We start from the raw sequence: 23,509 nt of genomic DNA, 5'->3' as shown, positions 1-23,509 counted from the left end.
CAGGATCGCGTGAGAGGGCCGAGCTCACGGCGGCGCGGCGCAGGGGCGCTCAAACGCCTGTGCGCTGCTGCCGTGCTCGCGGGTGCGACACCTGACGAGGGCGCCTCAGGCGCGCGGGTGTCGGGGTGGCCGTTCGAGGCGGTGAGGGAGGCAGCGCCCTGGCATTTCCGGCAGCGTCGACGCGGCGATCTCGTACGCCTCCAGGAGGATGTAGGGCACCGCGGCGCCGACGGACAGCGTCATGGGGATACGACCACAAGCGCAGTCGCTGCAGCTGGGCGGACAGTCCTCGTGGGAGCTGTCCGGCGCCGCGTCCTCCTCGTGATGGGCCGACGACGCCTCGAGCATCGGGTGCTCGCAAGCGATCGTCATGCCGAGCGCCTGGAGGGTGTGGCCCTGCGCCAGGAGACCGACGACGAGCAGCACCGGGAGCGCGGCGCGGATCCAGCGAAGGATCGCGCTGCGGTCACGATGGGGTCGCCGGAGGCGGAACATCCGATGCGAGCGTGGGGGAGGACCAGACGGGCGTCAAGGAAGGCGTTCGATCGAGCCCGACCAGGCCGCTCGGCGACCGATGCAAGCCTGTGCACGCCGTCGACGCGCGCCCGAACGGAGGATTGAGCAGGAATGCGCACGACACGGCCATCGTGGCCCCCTGGACTCCACGCTGGAACATGCTGAGTGGACCCTCCACGAACAGCATGGGTCCGCGTTCAAAGCGCCCCTGCCGCGGACACCTCGCGCGCACAACCGATGGATCGATTGGCGTCAACGCCAGTGCGATAGGGACATGCACCATCGTCCGTCTCGAGCGAGTCTGCGAGGATCACCTGGACCCGACAGCCAGCGAGAAGCCTCGGGGGCAGCCACCGAAACAACACGTCGGCCAACCGCTCGGAGGAGCCCTGAGGACTCCCAGGCGCGCTCTCCTGTGCATCCCCGGCGCGAGCTCGTGTGACATCCGCCCCGAACAGGCGGTCTGTCGCACGCCCCCCGGAGCGCCACTCCCCACGCGGCATGTGCTGCCCGCATGCATCGCCGTGCGTCCAGCTGGGCGCAGACGAGCGCTCAGCGGTGCCAGGGCAAGCCGTCGAGACTCAGACGCGCGCTCCGAAACCGGGCGGCCCCGTCAAGACACAAGGGCAGCGTCACCGGTACCACACACGAGCCGAGGCAATGCGCTCAGCCACGTGTGCACAAGGAGTGGAGAACGAGGCGTCGAGAGAGAGACAGGGAGTGCGAAGGGGGGGACTTGAACCCCCACGGTGTTACCCGCTAGCACCTCAAGCTAGTGCGTCTGCCAATTCCGCCACCTTCGCGAGTGCGGTTGCGGGACGGAACCTACCCAGCTGGCCGGGGAAGTCAAGCTAATCCTCACAACGTCGTCACACGGCGCAGCGCCCGCGCTGATCAGCCCGGCGCGGCGGCCTCGCGGCCTCGACCGATCGCCGGTTGCCACGGCTGCGCGCGCGACCGGAGCGCGCACCCGAGGAGCACGCCCGCACCGCACGGAGCGCTGCGCGCACCTCGCCCGCGAGCTCTTCAGCGGACGAGCGCCTCGACGATCTCGCGGATCTCGAACGGCTTGCGCACCCAGGAGACGCCGGCGTTCGCGGGGAGAGGATCGGCGCCGGCGCTGCCGGACATGACCACGAGCCGCACGTCCGGGTTGGCCCTGCGCACGGCGGAGACGGTGCCGAGGACGTCCTGCTGGATGGGCGAGATGTCGAGCAGCGCAGCCTGGAACGGCCCGGAGGCGAGGGCCCCCGGGAGCTCGACCGCGCTCTGCACGCTGACGATGCTCGCGCCGCGCGCGGTGAGCGCCGTGTCGAGCAGATCCACCACCGCGTCGTCGTCCTCGACCACCAGGATCCTGACGCCATCAAGGATCGTCCCGTGCTGCGGCAGCGACGTCATGTTCCGCGGCACAGGCGGCTTTTCCTCGGCTCCTGCTTCGCCGGGCAGGGCGTCGGCGGGCGGCGTGTCCTCGACGGGCCAGCGCAGCTCGAAGCGAGCGCCTTCCTCCGAAGGCACGAGCGCGAGCGCGCCGCCGGCAGCGCTCGCCAGCGCTGCGGAGTGGCGGAGACCGATGCCCGCTCCGCCAGGCCGCGTCGAGACGCCGGAGCTCAGCAGCGTCGCTCGGCGCGACGGCGGGACGCCGGGCCCCTGGTCCGCGACGCCGATGACGACCGCGGCGCCCTCCAGCCTGGCATCGACACGGACGGACGAGCCGCGGGGCGACAGCGCCACGGCGTTGAGCAGGAGGTTCGTCAAGATCTGCACGACCGCAGCGCCGTTGCTCACGCCGGTGCGCGCGACCGCGGGCTCGATCACCGCGCGGAGCGCGATCGCCGAGCGGCGCGCCTCGGGCTCGAGCCCCATCACGGCGTCGTCGATGACGTCGGCGATCAGGCGCGCCGGCTCCCCCAGCGGCCTCGACGCGACCTCGCCGTCGCCGGCCGGACGCCCCTCGGCGCCGATGGCCCGCCGGATCAGGCGGCGAGCGTCGCGCGCGCGGGACGCGGCGACGCCGAGCGCGCGGCCCAGCTCGGGGCCTTGCTCGCCCTGCGCGCGCTCGATGCACCCCACGATGACCGTGAGCGCGTTGGAGACCTCGTGCAGCGCGATCGCGAGCTCCTGCGCAGACGGAAGCGAGGTCCCGGTCGCGCGCTCCTCGTCGGCGCGCTGGCCCAGGTCGCCGCGTAGAGGAGGCGCGAGGGTCAGGCCATCCTCGGTTGAAGGCTCCGATGTCCCACCGCGCGTCGGCTGCGCCACGGGCGTTAGCCTATCTCGCTCCGCGCTGAGCTGGTACCGCCCTTTTTCGCTCCGACTTCACCGGGACATCGATGGGGGGAGCGGCAGTACATAGGAGCCATCGGCCGCCGACCGGGTCTCGCCGATCTGGATGCCCCTCGTCTCCGGCGCGGTCGCGCCCTGGACCGGCAGCCAGGCCACGACCGTGGCGTCGCCGAGCCGGGCGCCCGACGCGTCGCGGACGACGCCCTGGAGCACGGCCGGGAACGAGATGGCGAGCTCGAGGTCGGTGACCGCGGCGTCCATCGCAGAGACCGTTAGGCGCGGCCTGACGAGCCACGGGAAGGCGGAGCCGGGCGTCGGGCGGACCGAGAAGTCGAACTCCCCTGGGTCGATGCCGATCGAGAACGCGCCCTCACGGAGGACCCCGGACGCCTGCCGGGGCAGCAGCGGCCCGGGCGTCAGCACCTGGCCGATGTAGGGCGTGACCTGGCCGCGGGCAGGGACCGCGAACACGCTGGCGCCGTCCATCAACTCGCCCATGGGCCCCTGGACGCGGCCGCGCAGCGTCCCGGCCTCGGGGATGACGACCGACTGACCGCAGTAGCAGTCGTCGCCGGCGGCGAACTTGAGCGGCTGCTTGACGGCCGCCTTGGTGGTGTCGTTGATCGGCTGCGCGAAGAGGACGTACTCGCCTGGCGGGAGATCGGCACGGAAGAGGCCGTTCGCGTCGGTCTCGGTGTCCAGCTTGTAGGCGGCGGTGGGCGCCCTGTCGATGATGGCGCTCTGGATACGGACGGCGGAGAGCACCGGGTTGCCGTTCACGTCGAGCGTCTGACCTTCCACGCGGCGCGCCGCCGCGTCGAGCTGGAGGAGCGACAGGTCCAGGTTCCCCGTGGAGCCCTGGAGCGCGAGCGCAGCGAGCTCCCAGTAGACCGTGGGCCTCGGCACGCCGTCCTTCGGACGCAGCCGGATGAGCGGGCTCCTGTCCTTGTCGGTCCAGTAGAACTTCACGCTGAACCCGACCTGCGTCGCGGTCGCCGGCGGGTCGGGCTCGGCCTGTTCGAGCAGGCCTACCTGGGAGAGGACGCTGCCTGTCACCGGGTCGACGAGATCGAGCTTCCACCCGTCGACGCGCACGCCCTCAGGCACCTGCAAGCTGCCCTGGAGCACGGCGGGCGCCTCGGCGTTGATGCCGAGCGTCCACTGCTCGGGGACCACCTGGTTCGGCAGGAAGATCGGCGGGGGGATGTCGTCGAGGCAGTCGGCGCGCGCCTGCGGCATCAACGAGATGTGGTAGTCGCCTGCGGGGATCGAGAGCTGGAATCTCTGGCCGTCGATGCCGTCCGGCTCCGAGAGCGTCGAGTAGCTCTGGGTGGGCAGGCCCAGGATCGGCGCGATGCGCCGGAACTCGACCTTCACGGGGAACTGCCCGCCGGTCAGGGGAGGCAGCCCGCCGGTGCGGTTCTCGCAATAGGAGCCGCCGAGGCGCACCGTGGCCTTCACGCTCGCGGGCATGGGGATCGTGAGATCGACGGAATGCACCTGCCCGCCAGGGTCCTGAGGAGGGAAGCCGCTCGCTGCATCGATGGCGAGGAGATGGGAGACCTCCGCGCCCAGCTCGGGCGAGGCGCGCGGCCGGATCTCGAGGATGAGCCCGTCGAGGTTCGCGCTCGTCGAGACGCACGCGCGTTGCCCGCTGACATCGGCGCAGGTCGCCCCCGGGCCGCACTCGACCGACCTGTCGCAGGCGTTCAAGGGGGCGGAGTCCGCCATTTCGAGGGGAATGCCGCAGGCCACCGAGGTCGGTAGGCAGGCGAGCAGCGCGGCGCACACGACGTGTCGCGCGCTCACGACGCCCTCCTCGCCAAGGACGCAGCGCGGAGCAGAAACCGCCCCCGTGGCGGTGCGGCGGGAGAGCGCCGCGGCTCCGCGGAGACGCCGGCGACCGGTGGCCGCCGAGCTGAGGAGAGCGACACACGGAGCCCGAACGGGTCCGCACCCGAGCAGGCGCAGGGGAAAATCACACCCGAACGAGAAGGCGATGTTCGTGCCAACCGACAGACGGCGTTCCGGGCAGCGTGTGGCGTGCATCCGCTCGACAGGGCGCCGCGCAACCAGCGGCGGCGCTGTGACAGCGCTGTCGCGTCGAGACGGATGCGCCGATGCGGCCACCCCGCACTCATCGCAAAAAGGCGAAGCGCGGACATGCACACGGGAAAGCTCGGGTGAGACGGGATACGAACGGGCTCCGGTCGGCGCTGCGGGGGCGCGAGGTCTGCGAGGAACATGACGCCACCGACGTCCGCGCAGCGGGTGCCGCGGCGCCTATGTGCCTGCACGGAAGCGCGAGCTTCCCGTGTCGACCCGCCGGAGTGAAGGCACCGTACCAGGCTGCCATCGCGCTTCGGCGTACTCCATCCGCGTCGCGAGGCGTACGAGATCGGCGATCTCGGGGACCGCCGCGCAGGCCGCGGCGAGCCCTTCGGGGTCGGAGAGCGGGACCACCAGCTCCAGGCCGCGCTCCTTGAGGGTCGCGCGCACGGCCGTGGCGACGTTGCCCGCGGCGAAGAGGCCAGCGCGGCGCATCGCGGTGCGGGTCGTCTTGACGGCCCCCTCGTAGGTGATCTTGTCGGCGCTGTCGCAGATCTCGCGGAGGCGACGCTCTGCGCGCGGGGGGATGAGCTGCCAGAGGTTCTGCTCGAGCCGCACCACGGCCGGATTGCCGCGGGCGCTGTGCGCGGTGGCCTCCAGGGGCCCGAACGCGGCGACGATGGCGGAGAGCAGCGTGCGGAGCTCATCCTCCGAGCTGGTGTTCACCAGGACATGGTCGGGCATGGCGCCAGCGAGCTGAGCGCCGAGCAGGTAACGCAGCTCGGGGGTGTCCTCGCGGACCTCGCCCCGCAGCAGCACGGCCGGCGGGTTGACCCGGACGACCTGCCCCTCCGGCGGCGACGGAGCAGGCAAGGACGCGCGCTGGTGGAAGAGCGCAGTGCGCAAGAGGCCGAGGTGAGCGGCCATGACGCCGTAGATCTCTCCGAGGAGGGTGGGCGATGTCGGCTGGATCCGCTCGGAGGGGACGAGCCCGGACTGGCCTGCGTCGCGGCGGTAGAGGCCCGTCTCCCAGACGATCGCGAGCGCCTCGTTGACCGGCGATTCCAGATCGCGGAAGAGCAGCGCGCTCACGAGCTCCGGCGCGTCGCGCTGCGCGGCGAGGGGCGGCGGCGTGACGACGCCCTCGCCGGGCCGATCGGACGGCTCGTCACCGTCGAAGGCGCGCAGCACGTGCTCGATGGCGCGGGCGTAGGTCATGTTCTTGTCGGCGATCGCGGCCGCCTGGAGGCGCTCCAGGGTGCCCCGATCGCCGAGGCGCAGGTGGGCCTGCATCCGTCGGACCGCCAGCGCCTCCCGGGAGCGATCGTCGCGCGGAGCGAAGCTCTTGATGAGCCGCTCGCCGGCGTCGTACGAGCCCGCGGCGAGCTCGCGGAAGAGCGCTGCCTCCTCGAAGCTCTCGGCCGCGGACGGCGACCACGCGGCCACGAGCCGCGTCGCGGAGGAGGGCGGCTGGATCGACGCCGGGGCGGAGACCGGGGGCCCGGGCTGCGGCGCGCCGACGCTGGAGCGGCCCGACGCGGCGCCGCCGCGCGCGGCGTTGCTCTCCGCGGCACCTGACACAGCGCTCGGTGACGGCGCCGGCGAGGCGGCGGTGCTCGCCGCCCCGTCGAGCAGATCGTCGTCCGACACCGCGGAAGAGGTGGATTGCGACGGGTCGTCGGCGATCAACCCCTCGTCGAGCGGGTCGTTGAGCTCGACGAGATCGATGTGCTGGTTGCTCGAGGCCGGCGCGCCGCCGCTCGACGGCGCGCGGCTGCTCGCCGGCCCGACCCCGCTCGACGGCGCGCGGCTGCTCGCCGGCCCGACCCCGCTCGACGGCGCGCGGCTGCTCGCCGGCCCGACCCCGCCCGACGGCGCGCGGCTGCTCGCCGGACCGACCCCGCTCGACGGCGTACGGCTGCTCGCCGGACCGACCCCGCTCGACGGCGTACGGCTGCTCGCGGGTCCGGCGCCGTTCGCCGCCGACGCAGCGCTGGGCGGCGCCTCTGGTGCCGCCTGGACCGGCTCCGCCGCGGCTGCCCGGAGCGTCGCAGCCTGGGGCACGTCCTCGGGAGGCAGGGTCGCCCGCTCGCTGGCCAGCTCGGCGTTCAGCTCGGCGATCTTCAGCCCCAGCGAGCGATCCGAGCCCGCGAGCGCCGTGGCCTGCGAGAGGATCTTCGCTGCGCGATCCGGGTCGCTCGACACGTGCAGGCGCGCGAGCTGCATCAGCGCGCGCGCGCGATCGATCCCCGAGCTCTGCGCGGCGAGCTCTTCGAGCGCCTTCCGGGCGGCCTCGGGCTCACCTCGCGCAGCCGTGAGCTCCAGCTGGCGGCGCAGCGCCAGCGTGCGCGTCTCCGGCTCCGCCGCGGCCTCCTCGAGCAGGCGCGCGGCCGCCTCGAGATCGCCGGCGTTCTGAGCGGTCTCGGCGGCGGCGAGCGCGACCCGACCGCGCGCGCGCATCCCCTGGAGATCGCCGCCGAGCGCACGATCGAACAGCGGGAGGGCGGCAGAGAAGTTCCGCTTCAGGGCCAGGCGCTCCGCCATGCCGAGCGCGACCAGCGTGCTCGGGCCGACCTCGGCGTGGCGCCGGGTCAGCTCCCGCATGCCGGCGCCGTGGCCCTGGATGACGTCGAGCGTCTCGGCGAGGAGGAACGCGTGCAGGTCGACGTGAGCCGGGCGCAGGCGCGGCGCGATGCGGCCGAGCTCCTCCACCGCGGCCTGCGCGTCGCGCGGCGTCCCGGTCCCGCGCAGGCGATACTCGATGCGGCGCGCCTCGAGGACGGCGTCGGGCGACTCCGGGGCGAGCTTCACGGCGCGGCGAGCGCGCTCGAGCGCCGTCGCGTCGTCCCCGAGCATCGAGGTGGCGCGCGCCGCCTCGACCAGCAGCTGCGCGCGCCGGTCGGGGGCGTCGCGCGACGCGCTGGCGAGCTGATCGAGCGCCGCGGCGAGCGCGTGGCCGTCCCCCTCCCGGCGGGCGATCTCGACGCGGAGCTCGATCACGGCCTCGCGCGGCGCGATGCGAGCGACGCTCTCCAGCGTGTCCTTCGCGGACTCGACGTCCCCGCCGCCGAGGTAGCTGCTGCACGCGCGGAGGCTGTACTCGGCCCGCTCGTCGGTGGTCGTCGCGAGATCGCCCAGCCTGCACCAGAGCGGGGCGGCGCGGAGCGGCGTCCCGAGCCGCTCGTGGATGTCCGCGAGGAACCTCAGCGCGCTCACGTCGTCCGGTGACGCCGCGAGCAGGGCCTCCAGCTCGGCGCACGCCTCGTCGAGGAGGCCGAGGCGCTGCTCGAGCAGGGCGGCGCGCCGGAGCCGCAGCGCGCGCCGCGTGTCCGGCAGCGGGGCCGCCTCGATGCGGCGCGCGAGGAGGGCGGCGACCGCGGCGTAATCGCCGCGGTCGCTCGCGTCCTGCTCGACGACCTCGACGGCGTGCATGTCGGTGAGATCCAGCCGGGCGATCGCCTCGTAGAGCGCCACCGCGGCGCCGCGATCGCCGAGCTCCTGGGCCAGCGGCGCGAGCTCGCGGAGCACGACCAGCCGCTCCTCGTCGCCGCTCAGGATGCCCTGGAGGCGCGTGAGCACGTCGAAGAGCCGCTGGCGATCGTCGGTGCTCCGCGCGAGCCGGATGAGCTCGTCGATGTGCGCCTTGTCGAAGGGCGTCCTCTGGGCGGCCTCCAGGAGGAGCTCCACCGCGCCATGGAGATCGCCGCCGGCGGCGAGGATGCCGGCGTGCTCGCGCGTCAACCCGAGGCGGACGGCATCCGGCAGATCGATGCGCGCGAGCTCGGACTGGACGAGCGTCTCGAGATCGGCGCTGCGACGTTCGGCCGCGTACAGCCGGCGCAGCCGGGTGACGACCTCGTTGCGCGTCTCGCCCACGAGCTGCCCGCCGGCGAGCGCCCGCTCCAGGGCGACGGTGGCCTCGGCGCGCTGGCCCTCGCGCTCGTGTTTGTCGGCGAGGTGCAGCAGCGCCTCGAGGCGCCGCGCGACCGGCAAGGCGTCGTCCAGCGAGCGCTTCAGCGCCTCGTCCCCGCTGGCCTCGACGGCCCCCTCCGCCTCGTACGCGAGCGCGTCGTCCTCCGGCGCGCGCCGGGCGGCCTCCACGAGCAGCGCCGCGGCGACCGGCGGCACGTTCAGGGCGCCAGCGAGCTTGCTCGCCCACCTGAGCAGGCCCGGACCGACGCTCGAGTGCGGCCTCATCGCTGCGGCGTACACCGCCGCGACGAGGTGCGACGCCGGCTCGGTCTGCCGCGCGAGCTCGCCCACGATGTCGAGGAGCGTCTGGAACTCGTCGACGTCGCCGTCGGCGAGCATCGCGCGCTCGATCGCGGCGAGCGCGAGCGCGGGCGAGTCGAGGACGGCGACGGCGATGCGCGCCATCGCGAGCCCCGCGCGGGCCCCCTCGGGGCCGTCGAGCTTCGCGATGCTCGCCTTGACCGCGCGGTCGAAGCGGATGGCCTCGACCTCCGGCTGCCCCGTGCACGCGATGAGATCGCGGATGGCCGCGCCGACGTCCTCGACGAGCGCCGCGTCCGGGCGTACGACCAACGCGCGGAGCAGGATGTCGAGGCGCAGCCGGAGGCCCTCCTCCGTGCGGCCGGTGAGGGCCGCGGCGCGCTTCAACCACGCGTTGCGCGACGCCGGATCGGCCGTCGTCGCCACCCGCTCGAGCGCGCGCACGGCGTCCGACGGCTCGCCGACGTGCTCGGCGAGCCGAGCGAGCAGCACGTACGAGGTGCCCTCGGTCGGGACCGCCTCGAAGCTGGCCACGGCGTGCGCGAGCGCGAGCTCGAACGCGCCGCGCCTCTCCAGCTGCCGCGCCGCGCGGTAATGGGCGGCGCGGCGGCCGTAGCAGCCCAGGGCCGCGTCGGCGAGCAGCCGGTAGGTCTTGTCGAGGACGACGACGCCGCCGTCGGCGTCCGCCGATTTCTCGACCAGCGCGACGGCGTCCGCGCGGAGGGGATCGAGCTCGATCGCGCTCGCCGCCGCGGAGAGCGCGCGCTCGGGCAGGCCGTGCTCGTGCGCCAGGTTGGCGGCCTCGATCAGCAGGTTGGCGCGCCTGCGCCGCTCGGGCCCGACGTCGCCCGACCACCTGTTCTCGTCCGCGGCGGGCTGCGCTCCCCTCTCGCTCCGCGCCTCCGCGGCGCGCGCGACGATCGCCTCGATCGCCGCCTCGACGCCCGCGAACTCGCACATGTCCCGCGCGTAACGCTCGGTGCCGCCGCTCGGCGCGAGCTCGCTCGCGCGGAAGAACGCCTCCTCGGCGCCCCGGTGATCCTCCGCCAGGTCCCAGCGCAGGCTGCCGAGCTCACGCCACGCGGCCGCGGCCTCCGCCGCCGCGCCGGCGCCCTGCGCGGTGAACGCCCGGGCCTTCGCCTCGGCCAGCGCGATGGCGCCGTCGGAGCTGAGCCCCTTCGCGTCGACCAGCGACGACTCGAGGCGCTGGACCCGCGCGAGGATCTCGTGAGGATCCGCCTGCACCGCGGCTGCGCGCGCGAGCTCCTGCGCTGCCCCGTCCGGATCGCCGCCGTCGAGCCGGCAATCGGTGAGCATGAACATCAGCTCGGGGGCGTGCGCTGCCGTGATCTCGACGGCCAGCCACCGCTCGAGCACGGTCACCGCGAGGTGAGGGTCGCCCGCCCGGCGCGCGAGCTCCAGCAGCCGCTCGCGCAAGAGCGGGTTCTGCGGGCCGAAGACGTCGAGCGAGCGCCTCGCGAGCGCCGTGCCGCGCTCGGGATCGAGGTCGTAGAGGGCGTGCAGCGCGCTCGCCAGCGCCGCCGCCATCTCGCCGAGCGGCTTGGGCTGCGCCAGGATCCACGCGAGCGCGTCCGAGAGCCGGGCCGCGTCGCCGGCGGCCGCGGCGCGGCGGATGAGCTCCGCGGTCGCCTGGGGGCACCCTGGCCGCAGCGCGAGCCAGCGCTGGGTCCACGCGAGCGCGAGCGGCAGCTCGCCCAGCGCCTCCAGCGCCCTCGCGAGGCCGTCGCAGAGCGCGCCGCGCGGGAACACCGTGGTGATGGAGCGCTCGATCGCGGCCGCCACCGCCCGGTCGACCTCGAACGGAGGCGCCTCGCCGGCCTCCGCGGCGGCGGCGAGATCTGCCGTGAGGATGGAGGCGAGCGTGGCCACGGCGCGCGCGGACGACGGATCGGCCTCGCAGGCGAGCAGCGCGACCTCGCGCGAGGGCGCCGCCTCGCGCGCCCGCTGCGTCCGGTGGTAGAGCGCCGCGGCGATCGAGAGCAGCACCGCGCGCAGCGCCGGCCAGACCGGCGCGGCGAGCTGCACGAGCGCGTCGGCGCGCTCCCGCAGGCGCCCGGTCCGCGTGGCCAGCACGAGCGCGGCGCTCGCCGCGCCGCGGTGCCCCGGGGCCTCGCCGAGCAGCGGCAACACCTCGTCCAGGGCGCGGGCGTCCTGGCCTTGCCGCCGGGCGATCGCCGACAGGAGGAGCCTTACGCGCACCAGCTCGACCCGCGTCAGCGAGGCCGCGCGGATCGCCTCGGACCTCGCGGAGCGCGCGCCCTCGGCCTCCGAGGACGCCCGCGTCGCCTCGGCCAGCCGCGCGCGGAGCAGGGCGTCGAGCGCGGCGCCTCCCCCGGTCCGCCGGCTCAGCCGATCGAGCGCCAGCAGGCAGCCGCGGTCGGCCGGCAGCGCCCGCGAGAGCCCCACGAGCGCCTCCTCGTAGGCCGCGCGCTCCTTCGGGCGGCCGCGGTAAATCACGACGAGCCGGCGGAGCGCGTCGATCCGCCCCTCGGCGGTGTCCGCGCCGCGGAGCGCGCGCTGCGCCGCGGCGAGCGCCTCGTCCTGCCCCTTGAGCCGATCGGCGATCCGCTGGAGCCCTGCCTCGGCGTGCGTCGGGTCGCCGCCGACGTCTCTCAGCGCCTCGAGCGCCCAGCGCGCGAGGCCGGGGTCGCCGATCTTCTCTTCCGCGAGGCGCGCGAGCTCCGAGAGCGCGTCGATCCGCCCCGCCGCGTCCTCCGTCGCCCTCGCGTCCGAGCCCTCGCCGATGCGGATGAGCGCCTCGACGAGGGGCGCCATGTCGTGCAGCGTCGCCGCGTGGTCGCGCAGCGCGGAGCGCGCGGCGGCGCTGCCGGAGTCGCTCGCCGCGGCCTCGATCCAGGCCTCCACGGCGCGATCGGGGCTCGCGAGCGGGCCAGCGTGGAGCCGCGCGAGCGCCACGTACGCCTCGGCTCTCGACGCCCCGACCCGCTGCTCCGCCCTGAGCTCGATCCGCGCGGCCACGAGCTCGTAGAGCCCCGCCTGCTCGAGCACCTCGTCGATCGCGCGGGCGGCGTCGCCGTCGATCGCCCCGTCGAGGCCCGCGTCGAGCACGCACCCGACGGCGCGCGCCCAGTCGCCCTCGCTCGTCGCGCCCTGGAGCCGGTGGCCGTGCACCTCCATCGCGCGTCGCAGGGCGGAGGGGCCAGGGGCCTCGCCCTCGCCGCGAGGCGCCCGCGCCGCGAGCGCGTCGGCGTGCGTCCGGAGCACCTCGTCGGCCGCGCCCTGCCGGCTGCGCAAGAACAGCGCGGCCGCCATGGCCTTGGCGGCCATGTCGTCGTAAGGCGCAATCTCGAAGGCGCGCAGGCGATCCTCGAACGCCGCCTCCCGCTCCCGCGCGGCTTCGCGCCGCTTGGCCGCCTCCAGGTACGCCTTCGCCGCGGCCGCGGGGAACACCTCGTCCGACGCCCAGGCCGCGATCGTGCCGAGCAGCTCGCTCGCCATCGCGTCGTCCGGGGCGAGCTCGCTCGCCTCTTCGAGCGCGTCGACCGCGCCCGCGACGTCGCTGGCGCGCGCGAGGAGCACGGCGATCTTCACCAGCATCCGCGCCGTCGCGCCGGGCGGCTGCGCGTCGTCGCGGAGGCCGCGCAGCGCCGCGGCGGCCAGGGCTGGCTCGCCCAGCCCGGCCAGCCAGCCGGCGAGCTCGCTCCTCATCGCCGGGTCGTCGCCCAGCGAGAGCGCCCGGCGCGCCAGCGCCGCCGCCTGGTCCAGCTCGACGCCGCGCGCGGCGAGGATCCTCGCGAGGGCGAGGGCTGCCTCGCGCTCCCCTTGCGCGTCGCCGGCGGCGCGGCGCTCGTCCACCCGCGCGCGCCAGTAGGCCTCTTCAGCCCGCGGGCCGCGGTGGCGCGACACCGGCGCGATCGCCCGGGCCCCTGCGAGGACCAGCTGCCCCGCGGAGGCGGGCCCGGCAGGATCCATCAGCTCCGGCGAATGCAGCGACCTCCTCGCGCCCGACGCTGATGCTGCCCGATCCGGAGGTGAAGAGCTCATTTCGGCGACCCGCTTCGGGTATGCTGAACCCGCTCAGCCTACCAGAACGACCGAGGTACAAGGCCAATCTTCCGGTGCAATCTCGCGCTTTACCGGAGCGTCACCGCGAACGGTAACACCGTGAGCGCCCTCTCTCCGGCCAGGAGAGGCGCCATGGAGGCGGCGAAGGTCCCGACCTCCGGCGCGACGCCGAGCCACTCCGGCAGGAGGACGGAAGCCATCGCCTCCCGCGCGCGCTCCTTGAGCGCTGCGCGGTCGGGAGCCCGAGCGCTGCCCTCGTTGGCTTCGTCGCCGGTCGCCAGGAGCTCCAGCAGCCCGCCGTCGTCCTGCTCGATCTCGACCGGCGCGTCCGTCGGCAGCTCCGCCAGCTCGCGCGCGAGCGCGATCGCTCGCTCCAGGCCGCCGAGCTCATCGACGAGCGAGCGCCCTGCAGCCTCGACCCCGCCGAAGATCCGTCCCTCCGCCGACGGCGCGATCGTCTCCAACGGGAGGTTCCGTCCCGCCGTGATGCGCTTCAGGAACAGATCGTAAACCGCCTCCATGGAGGCGAGCACACGGGCGCGTGTGGGCTCGTCCCAGGGTGTGAGCGCCGACATGTACGCGGCGCGCGCTGCCCGCTGAGGATCCGGGTTGGCCGCGACCGTCTCTGCGTTGATCCCGATGTCCGCAAGCGCCTTCCCGACGGCGAACTTGCCGCCCACGACGCCTATCGAGCCGATGATGCTCGTCCGCTCGGCGACGATCTTGGTGCCAGCGCAGGCGAGGTAGTAGCCGCCGCTCGCGGCCATCCCGCCGATCGAGACGACCAGCGGCTTCTGCTGCCGCAGCCGCATCAGCTTCTGCCAGAGCAGATCCGAGGCCAGCGCCGAGCCGCCGGGCGAGTCGATCCGGAGCACGACCGCCTTCGCGCTCTGATCCTCGGTGAGGCGCGTGATCGTTTGCCCGAGCTCGCGCTCGCCGATCCCGTCCGACGAGCCGATGGGCATCCCCTTGGCGCTCATGGTGATGCCGCCGATCGCCGGGACGACCGCCACATGCGGCGTCCCCAGCGAGCTCGCCCCGGAGACCGAGCGGAACACGTCCACGAGGCTCCGGGAGAAGCTCGCATCGCGCGGAGCGCCGCCGAACCGAGGCACGGAGCGCTCGGTGCCAGCGAGCTTCTTCGCGTCCTCGGTCGCGGACTCGAGATCGCCGATCTCGTCCACGAGCGCCCTCGCCTTCGCCTCTTCAGGCGCGAACGGGCCGTCCTCGAGGGCCTCCCGGAGCTCCTCCTTGCCGCGCCCCTCCACGATGGCCGACAGCCACGCCTCGCGGACCCCGCCGAGCGCGGACTCGAGCGATCGACGTGCCTCGGGGCTCGCCCCTTCCCGCGTGAACGGCTCGCTCGCGCCCTTGAACTTCCCCACCTGGAGGAAGTCGACATCCACGTTGAGCTTGTCGAGGAGCCCCTTCGCGAACACCAGCTGCGCCGCGATCCCCACCGTGTCGACCTGCCCGGCAGGGCTGAGCCAGAGCTTGCTGCAGGCGATGGACGCCAGCAGCATGGTCGCGTTGTTGTACTCGTCCGCGTGGCACACGACAGGTCGCCCCGCCGCGCGGACATCGCCGAGGATCCGGCCGATCTCGTGGGCCCGCGCGAACGCGAGGCGCGCGCTCCCGAGCCGCACGAGGAACCCCTTCGCGCTCGCGGACTCGGACAACGCTCGCAGCGACTGCACGAGCTGCGCGTGGGTCCTGCCGCTCGGCGGGCCGAAGAGCGACGCGGACGCGCTCTCGGGGAGCCCGCGCGAGAGATCGATCTCGATGACCGCCGGCTCGTCGAGGCCCGCCGCGGCGGGCGCCGGCAGCGCTGCCGCCCGCTCTCTCCCGGTGCACCCAGGCATCGATGCCGCCACGGCGAGGGCGCCGACGCCGGTCCACCGCACCCCTCGAGCTCGGCGCTTACTCATGCTTCATTCCAGGCAGATCCGAGGTGTCGATCGGCGGCGCCGTCGCTCCAGGCGCGGCGGTCGGCGGCGGATGCACGCCGGGCAGATCGCTCGTATCGATGGTGCCGCCCGGGGCGACATAGTCGTCGGGCACGCGGCCGTCGTCCGGCGCCGCCTCCGGCCCGCGCCGAGGGCGCCCCGGCGCGGCCGGCGGGCTCGCGGGAGGAGCGCTCGCCGCGGCCTGTGGGCTCGGCGGAGGAGCGCCCGCCTGCGGGCTCTCCGCGCGCGCGCTCGACGCCGGCTCGGTGACGCCTCCTGGCTCGCCCTGCGCCTTTTCGAGCCGGTCGATGAAGGCCCGGAGCGGGCGCGCGAGCGGGTGCGGCCGGCTCGTCGCCAGCAGGCGCTCGTTCTCGGCGCGCGCGGCCGCGGGATCGCCGGACCTCGCGAGCGCATAGACGAGGAGCGCCCGCGCTCGCCCGGGGCTCTGCTCGATGCTCGCCGCCGTCCGGAGCCGCTCGACGACGGCGGCCCAGCTCGGATGAGCCTCGGCGAGATCGAGCGCGGCCAGCGTCAGCGCGCTCTCCGGCTGCGCGCTCTCGGCCGAGATCGCGCCGACGAGCTTCCGCGCGGAGGCGAGGTCGCCCTGCATGCGGAGCAGATCGATCGCCGCGCGGGTCACCTCGGCGTTCGCCGGCGCGACGCGCCGCGCGTGCTCGACCGCCTTGCGGGCGCGCTCGATCGCGATGTCGAGCTCGTGCCGCACCGTGTCCAGATCCGCGTCCCCTGCGGCGAGCAGCTGCAGCCGCAGCCACCGCACGTCCGCGTTCACCGTCTCGACCCGGGCCAGCGCCGCCGCGACGCGCGGGTCGTCCTCGGCGAGCGCGCTCGCCTTGACGAGCTTGTCCCTCGCCGTCTCCGGATCCCCTTCGGCCAGGCTCCTCTCGCCCTCGGCGAGCAGCGCCGAGACGCGATCGTCGCTCGCCGCAGGCCGGGCCTGGACGGCCGGCTTGAGGTACTTCGGCCCGAGGGTCGCCGCGCTCACCACCATGAGGCCGACGACGATGAGGCCGACCACCCACCGCGCGATCCCCGTCCTCCTCGAGGGCAGCGACGTGATCCCCGCGTCGCCGTCCCCCTCGTCGACATAGGAGGGACGCCCCTCGGGCTCCGCGGGTGCGGTCGGCGACCCCGACGTCGCTGCCCGCCGCGACGCGTGGTCCTCGCTCGCCGCGCGCGGCGCCCCGCGCCTCGCCACGGGGGCTTCTTCTCCCGGGCTGTCGGCGCGCTCGATGCGCGGCGGTGGGACGCTGTTCGGCATCCGCAGCGGAACGACGCCTGCGGCGCGCCCCTGCCCCTCGCTGCCGGCGTCCGCGGGCCCGGGCCTGATGCTGCCCTGGCGCGCCTCGGCGACCCCCGCGCCGCGGAGGGTCCGCGGCTCCTGCCGGCGCGCGGGGTGCCCGTCCGGCAGCGGCGGCGCCTCTTCCGGCGGCACCACGACCCCGGGCAGCGCGCCCGGCTTCGTCATCGCCCGCGCGGGGGCGCTGGCCTCGGAGTCGTAGCCCGCGGTCTGCGCCCCGCGGCGCGGCGACGGGCGCTCCCTGCCCGACTGGACCTCCCGCACGTCCCGAACGACCGTCTCTGCGTCGTGGATGGACTCGGGGGCGACGTCCGCATCGCTCTCCGCCCGCGGGAGCGGGATCGCGACCGAGCCCTCGGTCTGCGCCGGCGCCGGACCGCCGAGCCCTGGAGGCGTCAGCGACCTCGAGCGGCCAGGGAACGGCGAGGGCCCGCCGATGCCCAGCGCGGTCCCGGCCATCACGATGCTGCCCGGCCCCTTGAAGAACGGCTCCAGCTCCGCGATCGACCCGAGCCGCCGCGGCCTCGCGTTGCCGCGCGAGATCACGTCGTCGCGGGTGATCTGGCCCTGGGTGATCGCCGCCTGGAGCTCCCGGAGCATCTTGAACTCGAGCTCCCGGCCGCCGAGCGTGCGCACCACCCACTTCTCGGGGAGCGCGCCGTCGGTGCGGCGGACCTTGAACTGGAAGCCGCAGTTCGTGCACTTGACCGTCGTGCCGCGCTCCGACACGAGCGCGTCGTCGAACTCGTACTCGGTGCTGCAACGCTCGCAGGTGACATCCATCTGCTCGACCGGTCCCCGTGTCCTCGCGAACGGCTGGCCCCCCAGGCGCGAGCCTGCCGGGGTTCCTCGTTCGGAGGTAGCCGCCCGGAACTCGGCGGAACGGTAGCACGGGTTCCCCTGTGCGCCCCAAAGCGTCGCGCCGCGCCGCGCCGTCCTCCGCTTTCCTGCGCGGTTCAGGGTTCGCGGTCCCCTGCGGTCCCCCTCCCCTGCGGTTCCCCCGCCCCCCGATGTCGCGGCCGCCGCCGCGTGACCTCCGCGCGGCACGGCACATCGGGGCCGGGCCGCGCCTCGCCTCGCCACACGCGGGCCACATGCCGACGTGAACGCGGCTTCACGGCGAGCGCGCGATCGACCGAAATGCGCCGCGACTTGCCAGGCTTGTGTGGGGCATGTCGCTTGCTACGCTCGTCCGGTCGCGACCGTCACGCGCGAGGGCGCGGCTCCTCGACGCCGGGCGGCCGAATGCTTTCGGGAGACGGTGAATGAAGCGACTTACTCTGCTGGGTCTCGCGAGCGTGCTGGCGCCCCTCCTCGCGGGTTGCCCCATCTACGACGATGACGCCGACAGCCCCTTCTGTGATGCAGTCGTCGAGGACTGCACGCCCGGCATCCCGAGCGGCTGTGACGGGCCAGCCGACTGTTGGATCAACGAGACCTGTGGCGAAGACAACAAATGCCACATCGGCGACTGCACGACCTGGGGGTGTAGCCGGGGCTTCGAGTGCGTCATCGCCGACGACCACACCGCCGCCTGCGTCGCGAGCGGCTCCTCCGGGGAGGGGGGCAGCGGCGGGGCCCCCGGCGACGTCGTGTACTGCGGCAACCCGGACGACTGCGCCGATGGCGAGACCTGCGCGCCGGATGGCACGTGTCAGCCCGGCAGCTGCGATCAGGTCCTTCCGAGCGGCGAGCCGCTCGGCTGCATCCACGGCTATGTCTGCGAGGGCGACGAGGCCGATGCGACCTGCGTGCCGGCGACCCCGGCCGCGTGCGGCGCCGACGCCGACTGCGCCCGCCTCGGCGCGGACTACCTCTGCGTCAGCGGCATCTGCACCGCGCCTCAGGACCAGTGCTTCGATCAGACGCAGTGTCCGGTCAACGACAAGTGCGTCGAGGGCAAATGCACGCCCGCCTGCAGCGAGGACGCGGACTGCCCCAGCAGCTACCGTTGCGACGCCACCCTCGGCATCTGCTCCCGCCCTGCGCAGCCCTGCGTCATCACCGACGACTGCGGCGGCCCCTCCGCCGTCTGCGTCGACGGCGCCTGTGTTCCGAGGAGCGACGGCGCCGCCTGCCCCGAGGGCGACGTCTGGGTCGAGAACGGCTGCATCCCGAATCAGTCGAGCAACTTCGTGTGCGGCGAGGATGGAGCGCAGGACGTCTGCGCGCCGGGGTCGATCTGTCTGCACCACAGCTGCTACATCTCGTGCGACCAGCCGAACCCGAACGCCTGCGACAACCAGCCGCCCTCGCTGAGCGAGTGCAGGACCGTGACGACGTTCTCCGGCGAGCACCAGGTCTGCGGGTCGAGCGAGAACCTCGGCGGCGACTGCGACCCCGAGACGCCCTGCAGCGAAGGCAAGATCTGCATCGACGGCTTCTGCCGGTAACGCCGCGGCGCTCCTCCGCCGCGATCGCTCCTCGGGGCAGGACAGCCCCCTGCCCTGCCCCCTCCGTGCGCAATATGCCCTTGGCATGCGCGCTGCCTCACGTCCCGCCGGTCACTGTTCCAGCCACGTGAATCCACGCTGAGGGATACGCGTTACGCGCCCCCACGCGATACGAACCGACGGAGCCACAATGAAGGCAAACGATCTCGTCAATTACATGGCCGACATGTTCCCCTACAGGAGAAGGAGCTCACTCGATTGGATCGTTCCCCTGTCGGTCGGGCTCGGCCTCGGCGTCGCCATGGGCGTCGGGGTTGGCGTCCTGGTCGCGCCGACGTCAGGTGACGAGGCTCGCCGCCGGCTGCGCGACAGCACGAGCCGGCTGCGCGAGCGCGCGGAGAGGGCCAAGGAGCGCGCCCTGGGCGCTGCGCAGCGGACCCAGGACCAGATCCAGGAGAAGCTCCAGGAGAGCACCGGCTCGTACTCCAACGAGCTCGGCGCCCGCTGAGCGAGCTCCAGGGGGGCGCGAAGGCGCCGCACCGCCCACGCGCGGAGCGGCGCCTTCCATCATTTCCCGGGATGTGCTCCAGCAGCCGAGCGACATCTGCGCAGCCGGAGCGGCACAAGCGATGCTTTTCCGAGAGCAGATGGATTGAACGAGACACCTCGCGAACCGCGGCACAGGGGCACTCGTCGAATGATGTATTACCGGACGCTCACTGCATTCTTCCCAGGTCGCACGGAAGCCGCGGGCGCACTTGGCCGCCTCCTCGCCCTGGGCGTCGCGGCCGAGGACATCAGCATGGTGCCCAGGCAGCACTCCCGTCTGGACGAGATCGAGCTCACGATCCACAGCAAGGCGTCCGAAGGGGCCGCCCTGGGCGCTGTGATCGGAGGGCTCGTCGGGGGCACGCTCGCGGCGATCACGGCAGGAGGCGCGCTGATCATTCCGCGGCTCGACGCGTTCCTGGCGGGGCCCATCGTCGCGTGCCTCGCGGGAGCGGGCGCCGCTGGCGCTGCCGGCACCCTGCTCGGCGCCGTCCTCGGCGCGCGCCTGCCCGAGTACGAGGCGCGCCGGCTCGACGACGGCAGCGCCGGCGGCGGCGCGTTGCTCTCCGTGCGGTGCTTGCCCGACGTTTCCCGCAGCGTTGAAGAGGTGCTGAGCGAGAGCGGCGGTCGCCGCATCCGCAAGACCTGCAGCCGCAGGACCTGAAGGAGGACCCTGCGCCCGGCGTGGCGTGGCCCAGCGATGATCCACGTGCGGACGCGGCCGGGACGCGCCCGTGATGAAACCGCCAATCCGCCAAGGGCGCCGAGAAAAACCTCAACAATCTTGGCGTCCTTGGCGGTTCAAACGACCCCACCTTCAACCAAGGTAACGCGCAGCAGGTGCCTGCTGGATCACGGCGACGAGCCGAGATGGCTCTGGGACCGCGTCTGCTCATCGAGGACGAGCTCGACCGCCTGGGCCAGCGCGCTCTTGACGTAGCTGCGCGTCGCGAGCGACCCGAGCCTGCTGAGCATGCGCGGCGTCAGGCCCCCGCCGAGCAGGAACCCCAGCCCAGCCGCCGCTGCGATCGCCACGTGCGGGTTGTCCCGCGCGAACGCCGAGACCGCCCGCGTGACCTCCGCCGCGTCGAGCCGGCTGAGCGCGTCGTTCACCACCTCTCGCGCGTCGCGCTCCCGTTCGACCTCGACCTCGCGTGCCGTCATGATGACCTCCTCAACTCAACCGTGTAACGACCCGCCCGATCAGGTAGCCCACGGCGGCCACCGCGAGGAGCGTGGCCACAGGGCGCTCTTGCACGAGCGAGACGAGCCGCTCGTCCGCGCGGCGGACCTCGCCGAAGAGGCGAGGGACGGCGGCGGGAATGTTCGCTCGCCGCTCCCGGCGTCCGGACTCTTGTTCGATGTCTGCATCGTTGGCGATCATCGTGAACCGGTCTCCAGCAATGCCCGAACCACCGCGCGACGTGCATCGGCTGCACGATCCGGAGACCGCCCCACCGGCGCGGGGCAGCAGGACGAGGAGAGCCAGCGGAGAAGCGCGCGCGACGAGCGCGGGGCGGAGCGCCTTCCGGGACGTTCGTGCTCACGGACGGAAGGGCGAGCGCGCGACGCCCGCGTCGACCTCGCGCGCGAGCGCCGCGCTTGCGGGCCGCGCTCGCCAGGTGACGGGCTCATGGAGATCGCTGGCCGCACGACGGCGCGCGGCGCAGCGCACGCGCTAGAAGCGGACGCCGAACGCCCGGAGCGCGCGGCGCAGCGTCTCCGCGCCGTCGCACACCGCCACCCGCTCGGCCTGGGACACCTCCGCAGCCCGCGTCGGGTCCCCCTTGAACCAGACGGCCCGCATCCCTGCCGCGAGGGCGCCGCCGACGTCGGCGGCGAAGGAATCGCCGACGTGGACCACCGCGGCGAGCGGCGCACCGAGGCGCTCGGCCGTCCATGCGAAGATCTCCCTGCCCGGCTTCTCGAACCCGAGCCGCCCCGAGTCCGCCACCGCCACGAAGTGCGCCGACCAGCCGAGCTCTTCGATCAGCTCCTCGAGCCGGCCCTCCGAGTTCGACAGCACCGCGACCGGCACGCCGGCCTGCCGGAGCTCGATCACGACGTCGATCATCCCCACGATCGGCCGGCGCCAGAGGTTCTTCCGGGGCTGCTCCGTCCAGAGCCAGTCGACCGCCGCGTCGAGCGCGCTGGCCTCGACGCCGCCCGCCTCGAGCAGGCGGCGCATCATGATCTTCCACGGGTGGCCGCCGAGCCCGCGCTGGATCGCCTCGTTGTACGCGCGCCAGCCCTCGTCCACCGCCCCGTCCAGCCGCTCCCGAGGCGCGGCGATGCCCCGCTCGGCGAGCCGGGCGGAGAGCAGCCCCGTGTCGAGCTCCACCAGGGTCTGGCCGAAGTCGAAGGAGACGGCTGTAGCAGGCTCGTTGCGCATGAATTACTCGGCGTACATCGCCTCGATCTCGCGCGCAAAATTCTGGCTCACATTGCGCCGCTTGATCTTGAGCGTCGGCGTCAGCTCGCCGTCCTCGATGGTGAAGCCGCGCGGCAGGATCGAGAACTTCTTGATCGTCTCGACCTGCGCGAGCTCGCCGTTCACCTCGTCGACGGCCCGCTGCACGGCCTCCCTGATCTCGGGCGACGCGTGCGAGAGCTCGCGGCCGAGCCCGCGCTCGGCCGAGAGGCGCTTCACCGCGTCGGGGGCCAGCACGAGCAGGGCCGTGAGGAACTTGCGCCCATCGCCGACGACCACCGCCTCGGCGATGAGGTCGTGGCGCTTGAGCGCCTCCTCGATGTTCTTGGGCGAGATGTTCTTTCCGCCGGCCGTGATGAGGATCTCCTTCTTCCGCCCGGTGATGTGGAGGAACCCTTCCTCGTCGAATCGGCCGAGATCCCCCGAGTGGAGCCAGCCGTCGACCAGGGCCTGCGCGGTCGCCTCTGGCTCCTTGTAGTAGCCGAGGAACACGGTCGGCCCCTTCACGAGGATCTCGCCGTCGTCCGCGATCTTCACGTCCATGCCTGGCACCGACGGCCCCACGGAGCCGAGCTTCGTCCTGCCCGGCAGGTTGTAGCTCGTCGCGCCGGTCACCTCGGACTGGCCGTAGACCTCGGTGATCAGGATGTCGAGCGACGCGAAGAACTCGAGGACCTCCTTCGCGATGGGGGCCGCGCCGCTGCTGAACGCGTGCGCCCGGCCGAGCCCCACGGCCGCCTTCACCTTCGCGTAGACCAGCGTGTCGAAGGCGCGGTGCTGCAGCGCGAGCAGCGGCCCCGGCTGCTCGCCTCGGGCGCGGAGCTCGCTGTGCTGGAGCCCGACGCGCCTCGCCTGATCGAGCATGATTTTCTGCAACCCCCTCGCGCCGGAGAGCTTCGCGTCGATCCCGTCCCTCAGCTTCTCCCAGACGCGCGGGACCCCGAAGAAGGCGGTAGGCCGCACCTCCTTGAGGTTGTCGGCGAGCGCCGCCATCGACTCGGCGAAGTACACGGCCGCGCCGACCGAGGCCGGGATGTGGATCGTGAACATCTGCTCGGCGACGTGCGAAAGAGGCAGGTAGGAGAGCGCGATGTCCCGGGACGAGCTCGGGATGAGGCGCGCCGCCATGTCCGCCGAGCGCGTGAGGTTCTCATGGCTCAGCATGACCCCCTTCGGCGGCCCCACGGTCCCGGAGGTGTAGAGCAGCGTCGCGAGGCCGTTCGGCTCGAGCGCGTCGAGCCGCTGCTCGAGCAGCTCGTCCGAGACGCGGTCGCCCCGCGCGAGGAACTCATCCCAGGCCAGGATCCGCGGATCGCCCGCGGGCTCCGCGCCCCGCATCAGCACCACCCACGAGAGCCGCGGCAGCCGATCCCACTGGCTCAGCACCTTCTCCAGCTGGGCCCTGTCCTCGACCAGCACCACCTGCGACCCCGCATGGCGCACGACGTGGCGCACCTCCTCGGGCGAGCACGTCGTGTAGATGCCCGCGGGAGCGCCTCCGATCGCCATGCATGCCACGTGGAGCACCACCCACTCGGGCCGGTTGAAGCCGAGGAGGCTGACCGTGGCGCCGGGCTCGAGGCCGAGCGCGAGGAGCGCCTTGCCGGCGCGCCGCGCCTCGCCCGCGTACTCCCGGAAGCTGGTCATCCTCCAGAAGCCCCCCTCCTTGACGTAGTGGGCAGGAGCCTCGGGACGCGCCTTCGCCTGGCCTAGCAGGCGCCGCGGTATCGAGTCACAGGGCATC

Annotated in this window: 13 protein-coding genes and 1 tRNA gene; 3 read left to right on the top strand and 11 right to left on the bottom strand. The window is 73.6% G+C overall.

Annotation, left to right across the window (positions count from 1 at the left end; genetic code table 11):
• Window positions 1-105 precede the first annotated feature (105 nt).
• From WMF12_RS45455 to WMF12_RS45425, 7 genes are all read right to left on the bottom strand, one after another.
• Window positions 106-495 (bottom strand): hypothetical protein, encoded by a 390-nt coding sequence (locus WMF12_RS45455; RefSeq protein WP_437855022.1) that lies wholly within the window; start codon window positions 493-495, stop codon window positions 106-108.
• A gap of 742 nt (window positions 496-1,237) precedes the next feature.
• A tRNA-Leu gene (locus tag WMF12_RS45450) sits at window positions 1,238-1,319 on the bottom strand.
• Window positions 1,320-1,542: 223 nt separating this feature from the next.
• Window positions 1,543-2,775, bottom strand: coding sequence for an ATP-binding protein (locus WMF12_RS45445; RefSeq protein ID WP_437855020.1), 1,233 nt, complete (start codon window positions 2,773-2,775; stop codon window positions 1,543-1,545).
• Window positions 2,776-2,832: 57 nt separating this feature from the next.
• Window positions 2,833-4,608 (bottom strand): carboxypeptidase-like regulatory domain-containing protein, encoded by a 1,776-nt coding sequence (locus tag WMF12_RS45440; RefSeq protein ID WP_437742983.1) that lies wholly within the window; start codon window positions 4,606-4,608, stop codon window positions 2,833-2,835.
• A gap of 474 nt (window positions 4,609-5,082) precedes the next feature.
• Window positions 5,083-13,035 (bottom strand): hypothetical protein, encoded by a 7,953-nt coding sequence (locus WMF12_RS45435; protein WP_437855018.1) that lies wholly within the window; start codon window positions 13,033-13,035, stop codon window positions 5,083-5,085.
• Window positions 13,036-13,196: 161 nt separating this feature from the next.
• Window positions 13,197-15,056, bottom strand: coding sequence for a S49 family peptidase (locus tag WMF12_RS45430; RefSeq protein WP_437855016.1), 1,860 nt, complete (start codon window positions 15,054-15,056; stop codon window positions 13,197-13,199).
• Entirely contained in the window at window positions 15,049-17,175 is a 2,127-nt protein-coding gene (locus tag WMF12_RS45425) for a zinc-ribbon domain-containing protein (RefSeq protein ID WP_437855014.1), read from the bottom strand. Before WMF12_RS45425 ends, WMF12_RS45430 begins: the two co-directional genes overlap by 8 nt.
• Window positions 17,176-17,657: 482 nt before the next feature.
• Between WMF12_RS45425 and WMF12_RS45420 the strand changes: the two genes are divergently transcribed.
• The 3 genes from WMF12_RS45420 to WMF12_RS45410 all read left to right on the top strand — a co-directional run bounded on the left by WMF12_RS45420 (window position 17,658) and on the right by WMF12_RS45410 (window position 19,998).
• Complete coding sequence (locus WMF12_RS45420; protein WP_437855013.1) at window positions 17,658-18,785, top strand: hypothetical protein; 1,128 nt, start codon at window positions 17,658-17,660, stop codon at window positions 18,783-18,785.
• 190 nt (window positions 18,786-18,975) lie between these two features.
• The gene (locus WMF12_RS45415) at window positions 18,976-19,293 is read left to right on the top strand and encodes a YtxH domain-containing protein (RefSeq protein ID WP_437742978.1); all 318 of its coding nucleotides are present in this window, start codon (window positions 18,976-18,978) and stop codon (window positions 19,291-19,293) included.
• A gap of 189 nt (window positions 19,294-19,482) precedes the next feature.
• A complete protein-coding gene (locus tag WMF12_RS45410) occupies window positions 19,483-19,998 on the top strand; it encodes a hypothetical protein (RefSeq protein ID WP_437855012.1) in 516 nt (171 codons plus the stop codon).
• Window positions 19,999-20,186: 188 nt separating this feature from the next.
• On the opposite strand, the gene WMF12_RS45405 is transcribed toward WMF12_RS45410, so the two are convergent.
• The 4 genes from WMF12_RS45405 to WMF12_RS45390 form a co-directional block, all read right to left on the bottom strand.
• Window positions 20,187-20,498: a hypothetical protein gene (locus WMF12_RS45405; RefSeq protein ID WP_437855011.1), complete on the bottom strand. Its 312-nt coding sequence runs from the start codon at window positions 20,496-20,498 to the stop codon at window positions 20,187-20,189.
• A gap of 10 nt (window positions 20,499-20,508) precedes the next feature.
• A complete protein-coding gene (locus WMF12_RS45400; RefSeq protein ID WP_437742975.1) occupies window positions 20,509-20,718 on the bottom strand; it encodes a hypothetical protein in 210 nt (69 codons plus the stop codon).
• Window positions 20,719-21,012: 294 nt separating this feature from the next.
• The gene (locus WMF12_RS45395; protein WP_437855007.1) at window positions 21,013-21,726 is read right to left on the bottom strand and encodes an HAD family hydrolase; all 714 of its coding nucleotides are present in this window, start codon (window positions 21,724-21,726) and stop codon (window positions 21,013-21,015) included.
• A 3-nt stretch (window positions 21,727-21,729) separates the two neighbouring features.
• The gene (locus tag WMF12_RS45390) at window positions 21,730-23,508 is read right to left on the bottom strand and encodes an AMP-dependent synthetase/ligase (protein ID WP_437855004.1); all 1,779 of its coding nucleotides are present in this window, start codon (window positions 23,506-23,508) and stop codon (window positions 21,730-21,732) included.
• Window position 23,509: the final 1 nt, after the last annotated feature.

The sequence above is a fragment of the Sorangium sp. So ce363 genome (assembly GCF_051520435.1).
GTDB classification, from domain to species: Bacteria; Myxococcota_A; Polyangia; order Polyangiales; family Polyangiaceae; genus Sorangium; species Sorangium cellulosum_B.
Note: the sequence above shows the minus strand (reverse complement) of the source record. Positions and strands in the feature narration are given on the sequence as shown.

What these genes read in the sequence shown, in the direction of transcription:
- WMF12_RS45435 (WP_437855018.1), bottom strand. Translation starts at nt 13,035, where the DNA reads ATGGATCCTGCCGGGCCCGCCTCCGCGGGGCAGCTGGTCCTCGCAGGG.
- WMF12_RS45400 (WP_437742975.1), bottom strand. Translation starts at nt 20,718, where the DNA reads ATGATCGCCAACGATGCAGACATCGAACAAGAGTCCGGACGCCGGGAG.
- WMF12_RS45395 (WP_437855007.1), bottom strand. Translation starts at nt 21,726, where the DNA reads ATGCGCAACGAGCCTGCTACAGCCGTCTCCTTCGACTTCGGCCAGACC.
- WMF12_RS45415 (WP_437742978.1), top strand. Translation starts at nt 18,976, where the DNA reads ATGAAGGCAAACGATCTCGTCAATTACATGGCCGACATGTTCCCCTAC.
- WMF12_RS45425 (WP_437855014.1), bottom strand. Translation starts at nt 17,175, where the DNA reads ATGGATGTCACCTGCGAGCGTTGCAGCACCGAGTACGAGTTCGACGAC.
- WMF12_RS45430 (WP_437855016.1), bottom strand. Translation starts at nt 15,056, where the DNA reads ATGAGTAAGCGCCGAGCTCGAGGGGTGCGGTGGACCGGCGTCGGCGCC.
- WMF12_RS45390 (WP_437855004.1), bottom strand. Translation starts at nt 23,508, where the DNA reads ATGCCCTGTGACTCGATACCGCGGCGCCTGCTAGGCCAGGCGAAGGCG.
- WMF12_RS45405 (WP_437855011.1), bottom strand. Translation starts at nt 20,498, where the DNA reads ATGACGGCACGCGAGGTCGAGGTCGAACGGGAGCGCGACGCGCGAGAG.
- WMF12_RS45410 (WP_437855012.1), top strand. Translation starts at nt 19,483, where the DNA reads ATGATGTATTACCGGACGCTCACTGCATTCTTCCCAGGTCGCACGGAA.
- WMF12_RS45455 (WP_437855022.1), bottom strand. Translation starts at nt 495, where the DNA reads ATGTTCCGCCTCCGGCGACCCCATCGTGACCGCAGCGCGATCCTTCGC.
- WMF12_RS45420 (WP_437855013.1), top strand. Translation starts at nt 17,658, where the DNA reads ATGAAGCGACTTACTCTGCTGGGTCTCGCGAGCGTGCTGGCGCCCCTC.